This is a genomic window from Hyphomicrobium sp. CS1GBMeth3 (assembly GCF_900117455.1).
In the GTDB taxonomy this organism is placed as follows: Bacteria; Pseudomonadota; Alphaproteobacteria; order Rhizobiales; family Hyphomicrobiaceae; genus Hyphomicrobium_C.
Genome location: NZ_FPHO01000003.1, coordinates 666,985 through 684,087 on the forward strand (window position 1 = coordinate 666,985; position 17,103 = coordinate 684,087).

Below are 17,103 nucleotides of genomic sequence, written 5' to 3' on the forward strand. Positions count from 1 at the left end.
CCGGGTTACGGATCTGCTTCGCTCGCTGCGCGAGCCTACTGGGACGGGGGGACTACACATGACGACTGCAAGCCACGGTTCGCTAAAAGCCCTGGCGTTGGGAATTTCGACCGCGGCCTGCGCGTTCGGACTCGGCTCGGCAACGGCTTCTGCTGCCGATTGGAGCACCACGGAAGTTCAATTCCAGTACGGAAAGCTGGACAGCCCATTCGCGGGCGGTACGGCCTGGACTCCGATCATCACGCTGCAGCATGCCAGCGGCTATAGCTTCGGCGACGTCTTCTTCTTCGTCGACTTCATCGACGACGACACGACGGACGGCTTCAACGACAAGGATGCCTACGGCGAGTTCTACGCATACTTCAGCTCGGCCAAAATCCTGGGCGCGACGTACGGCGGACCGATCAAGGACGTCGGCGTCGTTCTGGGCCTGAACTATGGCGCCGACGCAGACTATCTGAGCTATCTGCCGGGCGCCTATATCGACTGGAAGGCACCGGGCTTCGCCTTCCTGCGCACTCAGGTTACCGCTGTCATAGACGACAGCGGCCCGTATGTTACTCAGGGCGACGGCTGGCAGTTCGACATCTCATGGGGACTACCATTCCAGATCGGCGGCCAATACTTCAGCTTCGAAGGCCACGCCGAGTACACGGGGACCCAGGATGAGGATTGGATTCTCGCTCAACCGCAGCTCCGCTGGGACGCCGGCTATGCCTTCACCGGCAAGAAGGACGTCTTTTTCCTGGGCACCGAGTATCAGTACTGGCGCAACAAGCTGGGCACCGATGTCGACGAGAGCGCGTTCCAGGCTCTTGCGGTCTGGCGCTTCTAAGCATCCACCGACACTTAGACTTCTCCCATACCTTCAGGGCTGCGGCATCCCCGCAGCCCTTTTTTTGTCCGCCGCTCGTGCTTGCTCCGTGTCAAGTCTATCGCCCGGCACGGGAGCGTGCTGTATAGGAGCTACCGGGTCGATCCGGGACGGCTCGGTAACAAACTTGGGGTGAGGGCAGGTCGTGGAGCGCGATAAGCCGAACAAATACGACAAAGATTACGTTGAAGTAGATGAGCGCTCCGTAACGACGACGACCAACGCCGAAGGCAAAATTCTCGAAGCCGCCGAACACGTCTTTGCCAAATATGGGTTCCGCGGTGCAACGACGGCTATGATCGCCGCCAAGGCCGGTGTCACAAAACCGAATATCTATTACTACTTCCGCAACAAGGAGGCGCTTTACAGAAAGCTGCTGCGCAGCATTCTGGCCATCTGGGCAGATTCCCTTCGAGTTATCGAAGCCGACAAGCCGGCCGAAGATTGCCTGAGGCTTTATCTGGCGCGGAAGATGGAGTTCTCTCGTTCCAAGCCCCAGCTCTCGCGGATCTTCGCGACCGAGATTATCAGCGGTGCCCCTTACATCCGCGATCAGATCAGCCGCGCAACCCGACCGCTCTTGCAGGAAAAGGCTGCCGTCATAGAACGCTGGATCAAGGAAGGAAAGATCACGCCTAGCGTGGATCCGATCTTCCTGATCTTTCTGATGTGGGCTTCGACGCAAGCGTACGCCGATTTCGCCGCACAGATGCAGATCCTGCTCGGCAAGCGGCAGCTGGAGCGGACCGATTTTGAGGGGGCGCTCGATACCATCACCGCGGTCGTTATCGGCGGCGTGCTCCCCAAGAAAAGCGCCCGACCAAAAGCAGTTCGCGGGCGAAGCAAGAAGATGAAAGCCGATCTCTAGCGCTGTCCCGGCCATGGGAACTGATCGCGCCAGACCCGCGCAATATCGATGCGGCGCGCGACCCATATACGGTCGTGCGCGAGAACGTAGTCCAGAAAACGCTTGAGGCCTGCAATCCGCCCCGGCCGACCAACGATGCGGCAATGCAGCCCGATGGACATCATGCGTGGCGTTGTTTCGCCCTCGGCATAGAGCGTGTCGAAAGTATCCTTGAGATACGCAAAGAAATGGTCGCCCGTATTAAAGCCTTGCACCGTTGCAAAGCGCATGTCGTTGGCGTCGAGCGTATAGGGCACGACGAGATGAGGCACGGAAACCTGAGTACTCCAGAACGGTAGCTCATCGCTATAGTCATCGGCGTCGTAGAGGAACCCGCCCTCTTCCGCCACGAGCCGGCGCGTATTCTCGCTGGTCCGCCCCGTGTACCAACCGAGCGGCCGCGCGCCCGTAATGGCCGTTTGAATGGCGATTGCACGCGTCATGTGCTCGCGCTCAGTCTCCTCAGGGATTCCGTGATAGTTGATCCAGCGCAGACCGTGAGAGCAGATCTCATGGCCGTCCTCAAGCGCGATCTCGGCCACACGCGGGTTGCGCTCGAGTGCCATGGCAACGGCAAATACGGTGAGCGGAAGCTCTCGCTCGCGAAACGCATCAAGGATCCGCCACACGCCGACCCGCGACCCGTACTCGAACAGAGACTCCATGCTCATGTGACGGGCGCCGACGAACGGCACCGCCCCGACGATCTCGGATAGGAACGCCTCGGAAGCCTCGTCTCCATGCAGGATACAGTTCTCGCCTCCCTCCTCGTAATTGAGCACAAACTGTAAAGCGACGCGCGCACCGCCCGGCCAAGTCACCACAGGCGGCGTTGGCCCATAGCCGATCAGATCGCGGGGATAGGAGGTCATGTCCACCATAGCGTGATTGATAAGTGTGAGCCCGTCGTCAGCCTACTTCAAATTCGCGATCCAGGCCGCAACGGCCGCGCGCTCCTCAGCCGTAATTTCCGTCACGTTCCCCGGCGGCATGGAATGCGTCAGGATCGCCGTCACACGGATTGCCTCGGCGTGAGAAGCAATATCTTGGGCCGTATCGAGCCGTACCCCCTTCGGGGGTGTCCCGATTCCCGGCCAGAAAGGCTCGGCCGCGTGGCACATGCTGCACCGACCTTGAATGATGGCTTCCGCGGCCGACGCCAGCTCTGTCACTTCGACGGGGGCAGCGGTCTGCGCCGAACTCCCGCTGGGGCCGACACTCGAAAGACCCACCACGGCAACTCCGCACAGGACCGTCACAATCCAGGTCCACCACGGCGACGGCAGTCCTCTGTGACGCGTGTTGTAGAAGTGCCTGATCGAAACGCCCATGAGCATGACAAGGGCGAGAATGAGCCACGAATAGCGCGTCGCAAACGCCAGCGGATAATGGTTGGCGATCATCACGAACACGACAGGGAGCGTCAGATAGTTGTTGTGCAGAGAGCGCTGCTTGCCGGCCGCTCCGAGCGCACCGTCCGGCGTTCGCCCCGCCACAAGATCCGCAACCACGCGCCGCTGGTTCGGAATGATGATGAAAAAAACGTTCGCCACCATGAGCGTACCCATCACCGCGCCCATTTGCATGAACGCGCCGCGACCGCTGAACACAAGCGTGTAGGCCCAACTCATCGCAACCAGGAACACGAAGCCGGCGATGGCAAGCTGGAGATCGCTCTTTCCGAGGGGCGACTTGCAGAGCCGGTCGTACGCGATCCAGGCAAGCCCAATGCCGGCAACGCTGAGCGCGATTGCCTGCCACTGGCTGATATCGAGAACGCTGCGATCGATCAGGTAGAGATCAGCACCGAAATAATAGATGATCGCCAACAACACCGCGCCGCTGAGCCAAGTCGCATACGCCTCCCACTTGAACCACGTGACGTGCTCCGGCAGCTGCGGCGGAGCCTCGAGATACTTGACCATGTGGTAGAACCCGCCGCCGTGGACTTGCCACTCCTCGCCGTGCGCCTTCTCCGGCAGTCCATCGCGCGACTTGAGGCTCTGGTCGAGATGGACGAAGTAGAAAGAGCTGCCGATCCAGGCAATCCCCGCAATGACGTGGGTCCAGCGGACGAAAAAGCTTAGCCACTCCCACAAGATGACGTCCACAAATTGTCTCCTCTGCTGTTCGCAGCCCGTCTCTCGTTATGCCGAGGCGCGCTGATGGAGCTTCTTTCCGCCAACGAACGTCGCCCGGATCGCGCGTTCGTCTGCGAGGATCATCTGAATGAAAAGGGCCTCCCATAAATCGTAGACAAAGCGCATGCGATAGTCGATCAGCGGCTTCGACTTGAGATCGATCACGATGATGTCAGCGTCGTACCCTGGAGCGAGATTGCCTATCCTATCCTCCATGCGGAGCACCTCGGCGCTGCCGAGCGTGGCAAGATAGAAGGCCTTCGCCGGATGCAGGCTGTAACCCTGCAGCTGGCAGATCTCGTACGAGGACTTGATGGTGGAGAACATGGACATGGACGATCCACCGCCCACATCGGTCGCCATCCCAACGCGGATAGGGTTGTCGCAATCGCGCAAAGCCTGCATGTCGAAGAGACCAGACCCGATGAAGGTATTAGAGGTCGGGCAATGAGAGATGCCGGAACCGGTCTCGGTAAGCCGCGCAATCTCGCGCTCGGTCAGATGGATGGCATGCCCGAAGTTTGCCCCGCGCCCGATCAAGCCATAAGTCTCATATACTCCCAGGTAGTCCGGTGCCTCCGGATAGAGCTCCTTGACCCACTCGATCTCGTAGATGCTTTCGGAAATATGCGTCTGCATCAGCGTGGTGGGAAACTCGCGCCAAAGCGCACCGGCAGCCTCGAGCTGGGCGGACGTCGAGGTCGGCGCAAAGCGCGGCGTGACCGTGTAGGTCAGGCGCCCCTGCCCATGCCAGCGCTCGATCAGTGCTTTGGAATCCCGATACCCCGTTTCTGCGGTGTCGCAGAGACTTTCCGGCCCGTTGCGGTCCATCATGACTTTGCCCGCCGCCATGCACATACCGCGCGCATGAGCGGCCTCGAAAAAGGCATCGACCGACTCGGGATGTGTCGTGCAATAGACCGACGACGTCGTGATGCCGTTTTCGATGCTGACGTCGAGAAACGTCTCGGCCGTCGCCCGCGCGTGGGCATAATCACCGAACTTGCTCTCGGCCGGAAACGTATACTTGTTGAGCCACTCCAACAGCTGCTCGCCGTACGAGGCAATGACCGGGAGCTGCGGATAGTGGACGTGGCAGTCGACAAAGCCGGCCATGATGATTGCGTCGGAATGGCTCTCGACCTCGATGCCCGGATACCGCGGCAGCACCTCCTGAGCGGGACCCACGTCGACGATCTTTCCACCACCAATGACGACGAGACCGTCCTGGTTATGGCTAACGGCAGCATCCGGAGGCGTACGAAACGGATCGGACCGAAAGCTCAAGGTCTGACCGCGTAGGGCGAATAGCTTGTCGGGCGCGGCCGGCATGGATCTCTTTAATCCCGCAACAGAGAACAGAGAGCGGGGCCCTGCAGCAGCAAGCGGCCGGACCCCGCTGATCAACTTCGTATTTATTTGGGCAGGTTGCCTTCCACGCCCTCGACATAGAAGTTCATCGACGAAAGGTCCTTGTCAGACGCCGTCTCGCCCTCCTTCAGCCAGTCCGTGCCGTCCTGCTTCTTCAAAGGACCGGCGAAGGGATGCTTCGTGCCGGCAGCGATCGCGTCCGCCGTTTCGATCGCGAGCTTGACGACATCCTCGGGAACCGCTTTCCCGTAAGGTGCCATCTCAACCATCTTTTCCTTGATGCCGTCCCATGTGTCTTCGGACGTCCAAGTGCCATCCATGACCGCTTTGACTCGGGCGATGTAGTAGTAGTTCCAGTCGTCGATGATCGCCGTGAGCTGTGCCTTAGGTCCGAACGCCGCCATATCCGAGGCTTGACCGATCGCGTAGACACCCTTTTCCTCCGCGAGCTTCATCGCAGCGGGGCTATCGGTATGCTGCATCACGACGTCGACGCCCTGGTCGATAAGCGCCTTTGCAGCATCGGCTTCCTTACCGGGATCAAACCAGGTCGACACCCAGATGACCTTGATCTTCGCATCCGGGTTGACCGACTTGGCGCCGAGATAAGCGGCATTGATGCCCATCACGACCTCCGGAATCGGAAACGAGGCGATATACCCAATCGTGCCTGTCTTGCTCATCTTGGCCGAAACGATACCGGCCACGTAGCGCCCCTCGTAGAATCGCGCGTTGTAAGTCGATACGTTCGGCGACCGCTTGAACCCCGTCGCATGCTCGAACTTCACATCCGGATGCCGCGACGCGACCTTGATCGTCGGGTTCATGAAGCCGAACGACGTGGTGAAGATGAGCTTGTTGCCCGCCGTCGCCAGCTGCTCGATGACGCGCTCTGCATCAGGACCTTCGGATACATTCTCGACGTAGGTGGTCTTGACCTTGTCGCCGAACTCCTTCTGGACGGCGAGCAGCCCCTGATGATGCTGATAGGACCAGCCATGGTCCCCGATGGGCCCGACATAGACGAACGCGACTTTGAGCGGTTCGTCCGCTCGCGCAGAAAACGACGCGACGAAGACCATGGCCAGCGCCATGGCCATTGCTTTGAGCAGCCGTAACGGAGTGGTGATGATCATGCCGTGCTCCCTGCTGAGATGGATAGGATTAGGACGTCGCGCTCAGCCCGTGGCGTAAAAGCCCTTGCCAAGACAGGCAGGCGCATTGAGCTTCATCTTCATTCGGTCGCGCGAGATGATCACGAGCACCAGAATGGTCGCGAGATAGGGCAGCATCGAAAGGATCTGCGCATCGATCTTGATGCCGAGTCCCTGACTGTGAAGCTGCAGGATTGTGATGCCGCCAAAGAGATAGGCGCCCGCCAACAGGCGCAGCGGCCTCCACGACGCGAAGACCACGAGCGCGAGCGCAATCCAGCCGCGCCCGGCCGTCATCTTCTCGACCCAGAGCGGCGTCTGCACCAGAGACAGATAAGCGCCGCCAAGCCCTGCGCAGGCGCCACCGAACATGACGGCGAGATAACGAATGCCAATCACCGAATATCCGATGGCATGGGCTGCATCGTGATTCTCGCCGATCGCCCGCAGGATGAGACCCCCGCGGGACTTCGTGAGAAACCATGCCACACCGAGAACAAGCGCGATGGAGAGATAGACGAACGCATCTTGCCCGAACAGGAGCGGGCCGATGAACGGCAGATCGGTCAGAACCGGGATATCGACTTTCGGAAACTGACCGAGTGAGATGCCGGAATAGGATTGGCCGATCAGTGCCGAAAGACCGAGGCCGAACATCGTGAGCGCCAACCCCGTCGCCACCTGGTTCGACATCAGCGTCAGCGTCAGAACGCCGAAAAGCCCGCCCATCGCGGCCCCTGCCAATGCCCCGGCAATACCGCCGAGAAAGTAGCTCCCCGTTGCGTAGGTCGCGGCAAAGGCGGCGATCGCCCCGATCACCATCATGCCCTCGACACCAAGGTTCAGGACCCCTGATCGTTCCGCGACGAGCTCCCCAATGGAAGCGAACACGAGCGGCGTCGCTGCAATCACGATACCGAGCAGAATACTGAGAAAAAGATCCATGGCGCGTTTTCCCTACTCGGCTCCATGCAGCGCCGCCGATGCAGCGGGCGCAGCAACAGGCGCAGGTTTCTCAACCCGCACCAGGCGGAAGTTCACAAGCACGTCAGTTGCGAGCAGGAAAAAGAGCAGCATGCCCTGGAACACGCTCGTGGTTGCGCTCGGCAGGCTCATCTCGATCTGCGCAGTCTCGCCGCCGATGTAAGTCAGTGCCATCAGAAGCCCTGCGAGCAGAATGCCGAGCGGATGCAAACGTCCGAGAAACGCGACGATGATGGCGGTAAATCCATAGCCGACGGGAAGCGACGGAACGAGCTGCCCGACCGGACCCGCAGCTTCGAAGAGGCCGGCAAGTCCCGCCAAGCCTCCCGAGATCATGAAGCACGACCAGATGATCCGCCGCTCCGAATACCCGGCAAAGCGAGCAGCGCGAGGCGCCTCTCCGAACACCTTGACCTGGAAACCGACGAGCAGCCGCTCGAGATAGACGTAAGCCGCAATCACCGCGACCAACGCCACGAGGAAGCCGACGTGCGCGCGCGTCCCGGAAATGAGCTGCGGCAGCAGAGCTGAATCCTGAAACAGTCGGCTTTCCGGGAAGTTCATGCCGTCAGGATCGCGAAGCGCGCCATGCACAAGTAAGCTCAAGAGCAGAACGGCCACGTACGTGAGCATCAGGCTCACGAGGATCTCATTGGCGTTGAACCTCGTTCTCAGGAACGCCGGGATCGCCGCCCACGCCATGCCCCCGATCGCGCCGGCAAGGCTCATCAGCGGCAACAGCCACAGGCCGCCGTCCGGATAGACCGCCAGCGCAACGCAACCGCCGGTGATGGCACCGACCGTGAACTGGCCCTCGGCACCGATGTTCCACACACCCGCGCGAAAGCCGATAGCAAGCCCGACAGCGATCAGAATGAGCGGCGTTGCTTTTACGAGCAGCTCAGCGAGACTGTTGAAGCTCGTCAGCGGCTTGACGAAGAACAGCCACATGGCTCGTGCAGGATCCTTGCCGAGGATCGTGAAAAGCACGAACCCGGCAATCACCGTCAGCACCACGGCGACGAACGGCGTCGCATAGAGCATGGCCTTCGACGGTTCTTTCCGCGGAATGAGCTTAAGCATGCGCCGCAGCCTCCTTTGCGGCCGAGATCTCTTTCATGCGTCCGCCCATTGCGAGACCGAGCGACTCAACTGTCAGCTCCTCCGTTGGATGCGACGGGAACAGGTACCCGCCGGCGATGACCGAAATCCGCGTCGAGATCGTGAACAACTCGTCAAGGTCCTGCGAGATGATGACGACCGCCGCTCCCGACTTGGCTAGATCGAGAAGGACCCGGTGGATCGCGGCTGCCGCACCTGCGTCCACGCCCCATGTGGGTTGCGACGCGATGAACACTCCCGGTTTCTGCAGGATCTCGCGCCCCATGATGAACTTTTGCAGATTGCCGCCCGACAGACTGCGCGCCGGAGAGCGGACGCTCGCCGCCTTGACCTTGAGATCGTTGACGACATCGCTCGCGAATTTGTTGGCGTTCTCGAGCCTGATGATGCCGCCCGTCGCGAGCTCGTTGCGCACGTTGGCGCTGAGCAGCGTATTCTCCCAAAGCGACATGCCCGGCACGGTCGCATGCCCAAGACGCTCCTCGGGCACGAAGCACATCCCCTTGGCCCGCCGCGCTTTCGGCCCCTCGTGCCCGATCGGAACACCGTCGAGCAGAATTTGATTGGCTTGAACAGCGAGGCGCTCGCCGATCAGGGCCTCCATCAGCTCAATCTGACCGTTTCCGGCCACGCCTGCGATGCCAAGAATCTCACCCGCGTGCACGGCGAGCGTGACGCTCTCGAGAGCGACGCCGAACTGCTCCTCGCTTTCGAGCGTAAGATCCTGCACCTTGAGCCGGATCTGCTGCGGGTTCGCCTTCTCGCGTGCCGGCGTCTGCAGCGTGGTTCCGATCATCATCTCCGCAAGACCACGCGCCGTTTCCTGACGCGGATCGCAGCTTCCAACCAGTCGGCCGCCCCTCAGAACAGTGGCTCTGCTGCAAAGCGAGCGGATCTCCTCAAGCTTGTGCGAGATATAGAGGATCGAGCAACCTTCCTCAGCCAGACGCCGCAGCGTTTGGAACAGAACCGCCACCTCCTGAGGTGTCAGAACCGACGTTGGTTCGTCCATGATTAGGAGCTTGGGCTCCGTAAGCAGGCAACGCACGATCTCGATGCGCTGCCTCTCGCCAACCGAAAGCGTACCGACGAGCCGTTCTGGGTCGACCCGCAGTCCATATGCCGTCGAAATGTCGATGATGCGCTGTTTGAGATCGCCCTGCGCCGCTTCCGCCGCACTCAATCCGAGGGCGATGTTCTCCAGCACCGTCAGCGCTTCGAACAGGCAGAAATGCTGGAACACCATTCCGATGCCCCGAGCACGCGCATCTGACGGCTTCGCCGGGGTATAAGGCTCTCCGCGGAACGTCATGTGTCCGGCATCCGGCCGCATGACGCCGTAGATCATCTTCACGAGCGTCGATTTTCCCGCCCCATTCTCACCCAGGAGAGCGTGGATCTCTCCCGCACCTACCGAGAACGAGACGTTGTCGTTGGCGATCACCCCCGGAAATACTTTCGTAATCCCCTCGAGCGTGAGAACGGTTTCGTCAGTCAATACTCTCCCTCCGAGCTGGCTCGGCATCGCCCGCCGCGACACGTCTGTCGAGGCGCTCTCCCACACCGCTTTGCCGAGCTCTCACCATCTCAACTCCCGCGATACGTTGAATAGCCGTTGGCGCTGAGCAGAAGAGGCACGTGATAGTGCTCAGACGCCGACGAGAGACCGAACCGAACGACGATCGTGTCTAGGAATTTCGGCTGGGGCAAAGATCGGCCACCGGCTTCGAGATACAGCCCGACTTTGAAATGGAGCTCATACTCTCCCGGCACGAAGGCCTCGCCTTCAAGAATCGGTGCGTCCGTCCGTCCGTCAGCGTTCGTGACCGCGCTCCCGACAACCGTTGGCCCCTCCGCACGCAACGCAATGAGGTCGATCTCCACCCCTGAAGCTGGGCGCCCCCGCTCTGTGTCGAGGATGTGCGTTGTTAGACGTCCCACTGGTCCACCCTCCCCCGGACCTGAGCGTAGGCCTGGACCTCGAATTTGCTGTTGCTCGGATTTGAACGAACGTTAAACATCGGTCCTGAGCAAACTCGTCCTGTGTCTGGCGGACGGAATAACGTGGTGACGCATGGAATATTTTCTTGCCCTAATGATTGAACCAAAAGTCCGATCGCGCAACGCGATTGTGCGTACAAAAAAACAGCACAATGGTTGGGGCGATGCCGCAGATTTCAGCAATATGCGAACCCGCGTCCGCAGTATCTTGCGTGTCCGGTGCGCGCATCTTCGATGCAGACGAGAACACTCATGAACGACAACGACGCTTCACAGCAAACGCTCGCGCAAGCCAAAGACCTCGAAATCTATGGAGCCGTCTACGAGCATTCCGCCTGGGTCGCAGAGATAGTGCTGCGCGAAGGACTGCCACTGAAAAGCGAAACCGCGGATGCGATTGCCGAGCGCATGGCGGCCGTCGTGGAAGCGAGCGGCCGCACCCGCCAGCTCGAGTTGCTTCGGCTTCATCCGGAGCTTGCGAGCAGAACCGGCATCGCATCCGACCTGACGGAAAGTTCGCGCTCCGAGCAGACCTCCGCCAGCCTCGACCAATGCACGCCAGAGGAGTTCGCACGCTTCCAACAGCTCAACGATAACTACCGCGTTCGGTTCGGATTTCCCTTCATTGTCGCGGTCACAGGCCTCACACGGTCGGATATTCTCGAAGCGTTCGAGACGCGCATCAGGAACACCGAGGAAATCGAGTTCCGCACCGCGCTCGACGAGGTGCATAAGATCGCACGCATACGCATCAACAAAATCAAGGCTTCCCAAGAATGAAGCGTCATCCCGACGTTCCGGACTTCATCTACGACTATGTCAATCTCGCCTCGCCACATCTTGGGACGGAGGTCGTCGAGGCATCGGACGAGTTCTTCGCGCCGAAGGAACGATTGATCGAGGATGCACCCGCCGTATTCGTTCCCGATCGGTACGATGCGCACGGCAAGTGGATGGACGGATGGGAGACGCGCCGGCGCCGCACGACCGGCAACGATTGGTGTCTGATCAAGATGGGCGTCAGCGGGATCGTAAAAGGCGTGGACATCGACACGTCCCACTTCACCGGCAATTTCCCCCCTGCTGCGTCGCTCGAAGGGCTTTTCAGCGAAAGCACGCCGGGGCCGGAAGCTCGCTGGCGGCCGCTCGTCCGCACGACGGCACTCGCAGGGGATGTTCACCACTATATTTCCGTGGCCGATCTCGACGTGGTGAACTGGCTCAAGTTGCAGATCTATCCGGACGGCGGCATAGCACGGCTTCGCGTGCACGGGATCCCAAAGCGGGAGTGGAGTGCCGAGGAGCGAGAAAGCGAGATCGAGCTCTCCGCGTTGAAGAACGGCGGCCGCATCATCGCTTACAACGACGCGCACTATGGCAACGTATCCGCACTGCTGTCGGAAGGACGCGGCCGCAACATGGGTGACGGCTGGGAGACAAGGCGGCGCCGCGAGCCGGGCAACGACTGGATCATCATCGCCCTTGGCGCACCAGGCACTATTCATCGCATCGAGGTCGACACTGCCTACTTCAAGGGCAACTATCCCGACAAATGCTCGCTCCAGGCGGCATACATCGAGCAGGGAACCCACCAGTCGCTCGTAACGCAGGCCATGTTCTGGGACGAGCTTCTGCCGCCCCAGAAGCTCAAAGCCGACAGCGTCCATACTTTCGGCGGCAAGCTCGTTGCCGATCTAGGTCCCATAACGCACCTGCGCCTCAACATCTTTCCCGATGGCGGCGTCTCGCGCCTGCGCTTGTTCGGCAAGCTCGCTTAAGGACGGCCCCATGCCGCTTGCCATCGAGCCGCTAAGCAAATCCGCTTTCGAGCCGTTCGGCGAGGTGATCGAGATCGAGGGCGCCGAGACGCGGCTGATCAACGAGGGTTTCGCGACGCGATTTCATGCACTGGCCCGCGTGAATGTCTCGCGCGGCCGCGGCAGACCGATCGTGTCGCTGTTTCGAGCCATCCAGCGGCCGATGCCGATCAAGATCACGATGCTCGAGCGTCACCCGCTCGGCAGCCAGGCGTTCTTTCCGTTAAACCCGAGCGAATGGCTCATCGTTGTGGCCGAAGGAGGTGACGCGCCGGATCTCGCAACATTGCGTTGCTTTCGCGCGCGTGGCGATCAGGGCGTGAACTACGCGCGAGGCATCTGGCACTATCCAGTCCTGATCCTTGCGCCCTGGCAGGATTTCCTCGTCGTCGACCGCGACGGGAAAGGAAACAACCTCGAAGAGCACACTTTCGCCGCTGGGAGTGAAGTGGAGCTCGATATCGGACCGGACGACATCCAATGAGCGCTGGCTCAGGTGCACTGAAGCACACAGGTAGCCTATAAGCTCGGCAACCGTCCTCTCATCTGCGGCGTTTTTGAGCAAGGAAGCGAGCTCTATCGCACGCTGCGGCCTCACTATTGCGTCCTACAAATGCAGCATCTGCATGAGAAATATGAATGCGGAATGCTCAGCCTGCACGACTTTAATGATCGGTCAAACACTGGCACATCACTTGCACCTCTTCTCATAGTGAGAGGCCGCGCTTGCGCCGGTTCTCTGTCTCTCTCAGGGGACGGCGCATCGAAAGTTCGAGGCATGCCGCCCCGTCGACGATTGAGGGAACTATGGTCGTGGTGGCTGCCGAGCCTGATTGTGCTGACATCGACTCTTATCGCAGCCGTCACGCTAGAGGCACTCGGATTGAGGCCGCACCGGACGGCAGCATTTCCCTCTCACCCCATGTCATGAACCGTGTCGGAACCCATCCGCGTCCCTTCGCGGCGCCGGAGCTTGACGCTTGGATTTGAACGCCATCACCGAAATCGTGGTTGATCCTGCCGCCGCCCGCACAAGCTGGCGGGACGGTGACGCTTGGCTGGGGGGTGGAACTTGGCTCTATTCTGAGCCTCAGCCGACGCTTCGTCGGCTGATAGACCTCGACGGTTTCGATTGGCCCCCGATCGAGCTGGATGAATCGAGCTTCAAAATCGCGGCAACTTGCAAGATTCGCGATTTAAAGGCGTGGCCTCGCCCTGCCGATTGGGCGGCAGGCCACCTGATCGACCGGTGCTGTGATGCGCTGCTTGCCTCATTCAAGATCTGGAATATGGCCACCGTCGGCGGCAACATTTGCCTATCGCTACCTGCGGGCGCGATGACATCTCTCGCGGCTGCGCTCGACGCAACATGCATCATTTGGACGGCCGATGGGATCACGCGCTACGTCCCCGTCGCGGAATTCGTGACCGGCAACAGCAACAACGTGCTGAAGCAAGGGGACCTGCTGCGCTCAATCGACATTCCGGTTGCAGCTCTCGAGCAGCGCGCGGCATTCCGCCAGGTCTCTTTGACCCCACGCGGGCGCTCCGCCGCACTCCTGATCGGAACACTCTCCCCCACAGGCAATTTCGTTCTGACGGTTACGGCATCGACCGTACGTCCCATCCGGATCGAGTTCGAAGGCATACCCGATGCGAGCACGCTTCGCCGGGGAATAGACGCAGCAATCCCGGACTCGCTCTATCACGACGACATACACGGCGCGCCCCATTGGAGGCGACACCTGACAGTCCACTTGGGCGAAGAGATTCGCCAGGAATTGGCAGACAGCCCAGAGATATGACCATCCACGTCAACGGCCGGCCGGTCTCGAAACATCCGCGCGCCGAGCAATGCCTCAGGACATTTCTGCGCGAGAACGGTTTTTTCGGCGTCAAGAAAGGGTGTGACGCCGGTGATTGCGGCGCCTGCACGGTGCATGTCGATGGCATGCCGGTACACAGCTGTCTCTACCCGGCTCACCGCGCAGTCGGGCGGTCCGTCACCACGATCGAAGGCCTGGCAGACGGCGAAACGCTCTCTCCGGTACAGCAGAAGTTCGTCGAGGCGCAGGGCTTCCAATGCGGCTTTTGCACCGCAGGCATGATCATGACCGTCGACAAGCTGACGGCGTCACAACTGGATGACCTGCCCGCCGCGCTGAAGGGCAATCTCTGCCGTTGCACAGGCTATCGCGCCATCGAGGATGCCATCTGCGGCATCCGGCATACGGAAGCGTCTGCGCCGGGGGACGCTGTCGGCCACAACCTCATGGCCCCCGCGAGCTGCCGCATCGTGACGGGGCGAGAGCCCTACACGCTCGACACCGACATGACGGGTGTCCTTCACCTCAAGCTGCTACGCTCTCCGTACGCCCACGCACGCATCGTCGCGATCGACAAATCCGCAGCACTTGCTGTGCCGGGGGTGCACCTCATCCTCACGCACGAGGACGCGCCCCCCGTTCTGTTCTCGAGCGGCCTTCACGAGCTCGATTCCGACGACCCGCCCGACACGCTCGTCCTCGATTCCATCGTGCGATTCATAGGCCAGCGCATCGCCGCCGTCGTTGCGGACACCGAAGCCGCTGCCGAAGAAGCCTGCCGCAAGCTGGATGTGACCTACGAGCTCCTGCCCGCCATATTCGACCCGCTCGCCGCCATGCAGCCGGGAGCGCCGCTGTTACACAACGATCCGCGGAAGACGGCCACGCAGCCGCATCGAAACATCGTAGCGGAGCTGCACGGCGATATCGGAGATTCGGATGCCGGCTTCGCCGCCGCGGATTCCATTCACGAGGGCGTCTACGAGAGCCAGCGCGTCCAGCACACACACCTCGAGACACACGCGTCCCTCGCCTGGGTCGACGACGACGGGCGGCTCAACGTACGCACAAGCTCCCAGGTCCCTTTCCTGGCACGCCGTCGCCTCGCGACCCTGTTCGGCCTCGATCCAAACCGCATCAGGGTGATCTGCGCCCGGGTGGGCGGTGGGTTCGGCGGCAAGCAGGAGCTTCTGACCGAGGACATCACGACGCTTGCCGCGTTGCGTTTAAAACGCCCGGTCAAGCTCGAATTCACACGCGAGGAGCAGTTCATCGGCGCCACCACGCGCCACCCCATGCAGGTCCGGATCCGGCTCGGAGCCAAGAAAGACGGCGCACTAACGGCGATTGAAATGGACGTCGTCTCCAACACCGGAGCCTACGGCAACCATGCCCCCGGCGTCCTGTTCCACGGCTGCAATGAATCCGTAGCCCTCTACAAATGCCCAAACAAGCGCATCACCGGCTACGCCGTCTATACGAACGCGGTGCCATCCGGCGCCTTCCGCGGTTACGGCCTGAGCCAGATCAACTTCGCAATCGAATCCGCCATCGACGAGCTCGCCCGTACGCTTGCAATCGATCCGTTCGAGATGCGCCGGCGCAATGTCGTGCAGCCCGGAGACCGGATGCTTGCGTATAACGAGCATCCCCATGACGTGGAATTCGGAAGCTACGGCCTCGATCAATGCCTCGACCTGGCCGAGCGCGCGCTCGCGCGCGACCCTGGCCCCACGGTAGATCCCAGCAAATGGCAAACGGGTGAGGGCATGGCCATCGGCATGCTCGACACCATTCCACCGCGCGGCCATCACGCCAATGTCGAAGCCCGTTTGGTGGCCGATGGAGCTTACGAGATCGCAACCGGAACTGCCGAATTCGGAAACGGCACGACGACAGTCCACGCACAGCTCGCGGCCACCGCGCTGAACACAGATGTCGGCCGGATCCGCGTCGTCCAATCGGACACGGACAAATCAGGCTATGATACGGGCGCCTTCGGATCGACAGGCACGGTCGTGGCCGGAAAGGCCACGTTCGCAGCCGCGACTCTTCTGAAAGCACGCGTTATCGCGCGGGCAGCCGCTCTGATGAAAGTACCCGAGCAGAGCTGCACGCTCGTTGCAGACGCCGTCATATCGGGAAACGCGCGCATATCGCTCGAGGAGATCGCACGGGAGAGCGGCATTTCGGCGAGAGGTCAAGACGGGGGAAGCCCGCGCTCGGTGACATTCAACGTCCAGGCATTCAAGGTCGCCGTTCACCGTGTGACCGGCGTTGTTCGCATCCTCAAAAGCGTGCACGCCGCCGACGCAGGCACCGTCATCAACCCGATGCAATGCCGCGGCCAGATCGAAGGCGGTGTCGCTCAGGCCATCGGCGCCGCCCTGTACGAGCACGTCGATATCGACGAGAGCGGCCGGGTGACGACGAATACGCTGCGCGGCTATCACATCCCCGCATTCGCCGACATTCCCCGAACTGAAGTATTGTTTGCCGACACCAGCGACGCGCTCGGACCACTCGGCGCCAAGTCGATGAGCGAGAGCCCGTTCAATCCCGTGGCAGCAGCCCTCGCCAATGCCATTCGCGACGCGACAGGCAGGCGCTTCTTCGCAACGCCATTGGCTGCCGACAAGATCTACGCGCGAACGGAGACCTGAGCCCTAAGACGACCATCGGCGGGTGCAATCGACCATTCGCCTCAATCGATGAGCCCAGCCTGCTTAGCCTCCGAAGCGAACTCCGCCAGGATTCCGATCGCAAGCGTCGGGCGCGACTTGGCGCCAGGAACAAGCCCGATCGGGCTGCGAATGCGTGCGATGTCCCCATCGTCGAACCCAAGTTGCTTACGCCACTCAATCAAGGCCGCTCCCGCATGGCAGCTTGATATCGAAATGAGGTGA

At 61.0% G+C, this 17,103-nt stretch carries 16 protein-coding genes; 7 read left to right on the forward strand and 9 right to left on the reverse strand.

Annotation, left to right across the window (positions count from 1 at the left end):
- Nucleotides 1-58 precede the first annotated feature (58 nt).
- Nucleotides 59-835: a hypothetical protein gene (locus CS1GBM3_RS10370; RefSeq protein ID WP_210186212.1), complete on the forward strand. Its 777-nt coding sequence runs from the start codon at nt 59-61 to the stop codon at nt 833-835.
- Between the two features lie 184 nt (nt 836-1,019).
- Nucleotides 1,020-1,742 (forward strand): TetR/AcrR family transcriptional regulator, encoded by a 723-nt coding sequence (locus CS1GBM3_RS10375; protein ID WP_072395163.1) that lies wholly within the window; start codon nt 1,020-1,022, stop codon nt 1,740-1,742.
- On the opposite strand, the gene puuE is transcribed toward CS1GBM3_RS10375, so the two are convergent.
- The 8 genes from puuE to uraH all read right to left on the reverse strand — a co-directional run bounded on the left by puuE (nt 1,739) and on the right by uraH (nt 10,494).
- Nucleotides 1,739-2,653, reverse strand: a complete 915-nt coding sequence (puuE, locus tag CS1GBM3_RS10380) for an allantoinase PuuE (protein ID WP_139247877.1) — start codon at nt 2,651-2,653, stop codon at nt 1,739-1,741. The two genes, CS1GBM3_RS10375 and puuE, sit on opposite strands and share 4 nt — an antisense overlap.
- 42 nt (nt 2,654-2,695) lie before the next feature.
- Nucleotides 2,696-3,892 carry a urate hydroxylase PuuD gene (locus tag CS1GBM3_RS10385; protein WP_072395165.1) on the reverse strand — a complete coding sequence of 399 codons (1,197 nt, stop codon included), beginning with the start codon at nt 3,890-3,892 and terminating at the stop codon, nt 2,696-2,698.
- A 36-nt stretch (nt 3,893-3,928) separates the two neighbouring features.
- Nucleotides 3,929-5,254 carry a guanine deaminase gene (gene guaD / locus CS1GBM3_RS10390; protein ID WP_072395167.1) on the reverse strand — a complete coding sequence of 442 codons (1,326 nt, stop codon included), beginning with the start codon at nt 5,252-5,254 and terminating at the stop codon, nt 3,929-3,931.
- Between the two features lie 83 nt (nt 5,255-5,337).
- Complete coding sequence (locus CS1GBM3_RS10395; protein WP_210186233.1) at nt 5,338-6,393, reverse strand: BMP family ABC transporter substrate-binding protein; 1,056 nt, start codon at nt 6,391-6,393, stop codon at nt 5,338-5,340.
- Nucleotides 6,394-6,471: 78 nt separating this feature from the next.
- On the reverse strand, nt 6,472-7,392 hold the full coding sequence (locus CS1GBM3_RS10400) for an ABC transporter permease (protein ID WP_072395171.1): 921 nt from the start codon (nt 7,390-7,392) through the stop codon (nt 6,472-6,474).
- A gap of 12 nt (nt 7,393-7,404) precedes the next feature.
- Nucleotides 7,405-8,514: an ABC transporter permease gene (locus CS1GBM3_RS10405; protein ID WP_072395173.1), complete on the reverse strand. Its 1,110-nt coding sequence runs from the start codon at nt 8,512-8,514 to the stop codon at nt 7,405-7,407.
- Nucleotides 8,507-10,051: an ABC transporter ATP-binding protein gene (locus CS1GBM3_RS10410; RefSeq protein WP_072395175.1), complete on the reverse strand. Its 1,545-nt coding sequence runs from the start codon at nt 10,049-10,051 to the stop codon at nt 8,507-8,509. Before CS1GBM3_RS10410 ends, CS1GBM3_RS10405 begins: the two co-directional genes overlap by 8 nt.
- 89 nt (nt 10,052-10,140) lie before the next feature.
- Nucleotides 10,141-10,494 (reverse strand): hydroxyisourate hydrolase, encoded by a 354-nt coding sequence (gene uraH, locus CS1GBM3_RS10415; protein ID WP_072395177.1) that lies wholly within the window; start codon nt 10,492-10,494, stop codon nt 10,141-10,143.
- Between the two features lie 312 nt (nt 10,495-10,806).
- Between uraH and uraD the strand changes: the two genes are divergently transcribed.
- The 5 genes from uraD to CS1GBM3_RS10440 all read left to right on the forward strand — a co-directional run bounded on the left by uraD (nt 10,807) and on the right by CS1GBM3_RS10440 (nt 16,860).
- Nucleotides 10,807-11,334, forward strand: a complete 528-nt coding sequence (gene uraD / locus CS1GBM3_RS10420; protein ID WP_072395179.1) for a 2-oxo-4-hydroxy-4-carboxy-5-ureidoimidazoline decarboxylase — start codon at nt 10,807-10,809, stop codon at nt 11,332-11,334.
- Nucleotides 11,331-12,332: an allantoicase gene (gene alc, locus CS1GBM3_RS10425; RefSeq protein ID WP_072395181.1), complete on the forward strand. Its 1,002-nt coding sequence runs from the start codon at nt 11,331-11,333 to the stop codon at nt 12,330-12,332. The genes uraD and alc overlap by 4 nt, the downstream gene beginning before the upstream one ends.
- Before the next feature lie 10 nt (nt 12,333-12,342).
- The gene (locus CS1GBM3_RS10430; RefSeq protein WP_072395182.1) at nt 12,343-12,855 is read left to right on the forward strand and encodes an ureidoglycolate lyase; all 513 of its coding nucleotides are present in this window, start codon (nt 12,343-12,345) and stop codon (nt 12,853-12,855) included.
- A gap of 496 nt (nt 12,856-13,351) precedes the next feature.
- Nucleotides 13,352-14,176 carry an FAD binding domain-containing protein gene (locus CS1GBM3_RS10435; RefSeq protein ID WP_072395183.1) on the forward strand — a complete coding sequence of 275 codons (825 nt, stop codon included), beginning with the start codon at nt 13,352-13,354 and terminating at the stop codon, nt 14,174-14,176.
- Nucleotides 14,173-16,860 (forward strand): molybdopterin-dependent oxidoreductase, encoded by a 2,688-nt coding sequence (locus CS1GBM3_RS10440; protein WP_072395184.1) that lies wholly within the window; start codon nt 14,173-14,175, stop codon nt 16,858-16,860. Before CS1GBM3_RS10435 ends, CS1GBM3_RS10440 begins: the two co-directional genes overlap by 4 nt.
- 41 nt (nt 16,861-16,901) lie before the next feature.
- Here CS1GBM3_RS10440 and CS1GBM3_RS19800 read toward each other — a convergent pair whose 3' ends face one another.
- Nucleotides 16,902-17,063 (reverse strand): hypothetical protein, encoded by a 162-nt coding sequence (locus CS1GBM3_RS19800; RefSeq protein WP_171946474.1) that lies wholly within the window; start codon nt 17,061-17,063, stop codon nt 16,902-16,904.
- Nucleotides 17,064-17,103: the final 40 nt, after the last annotated feature.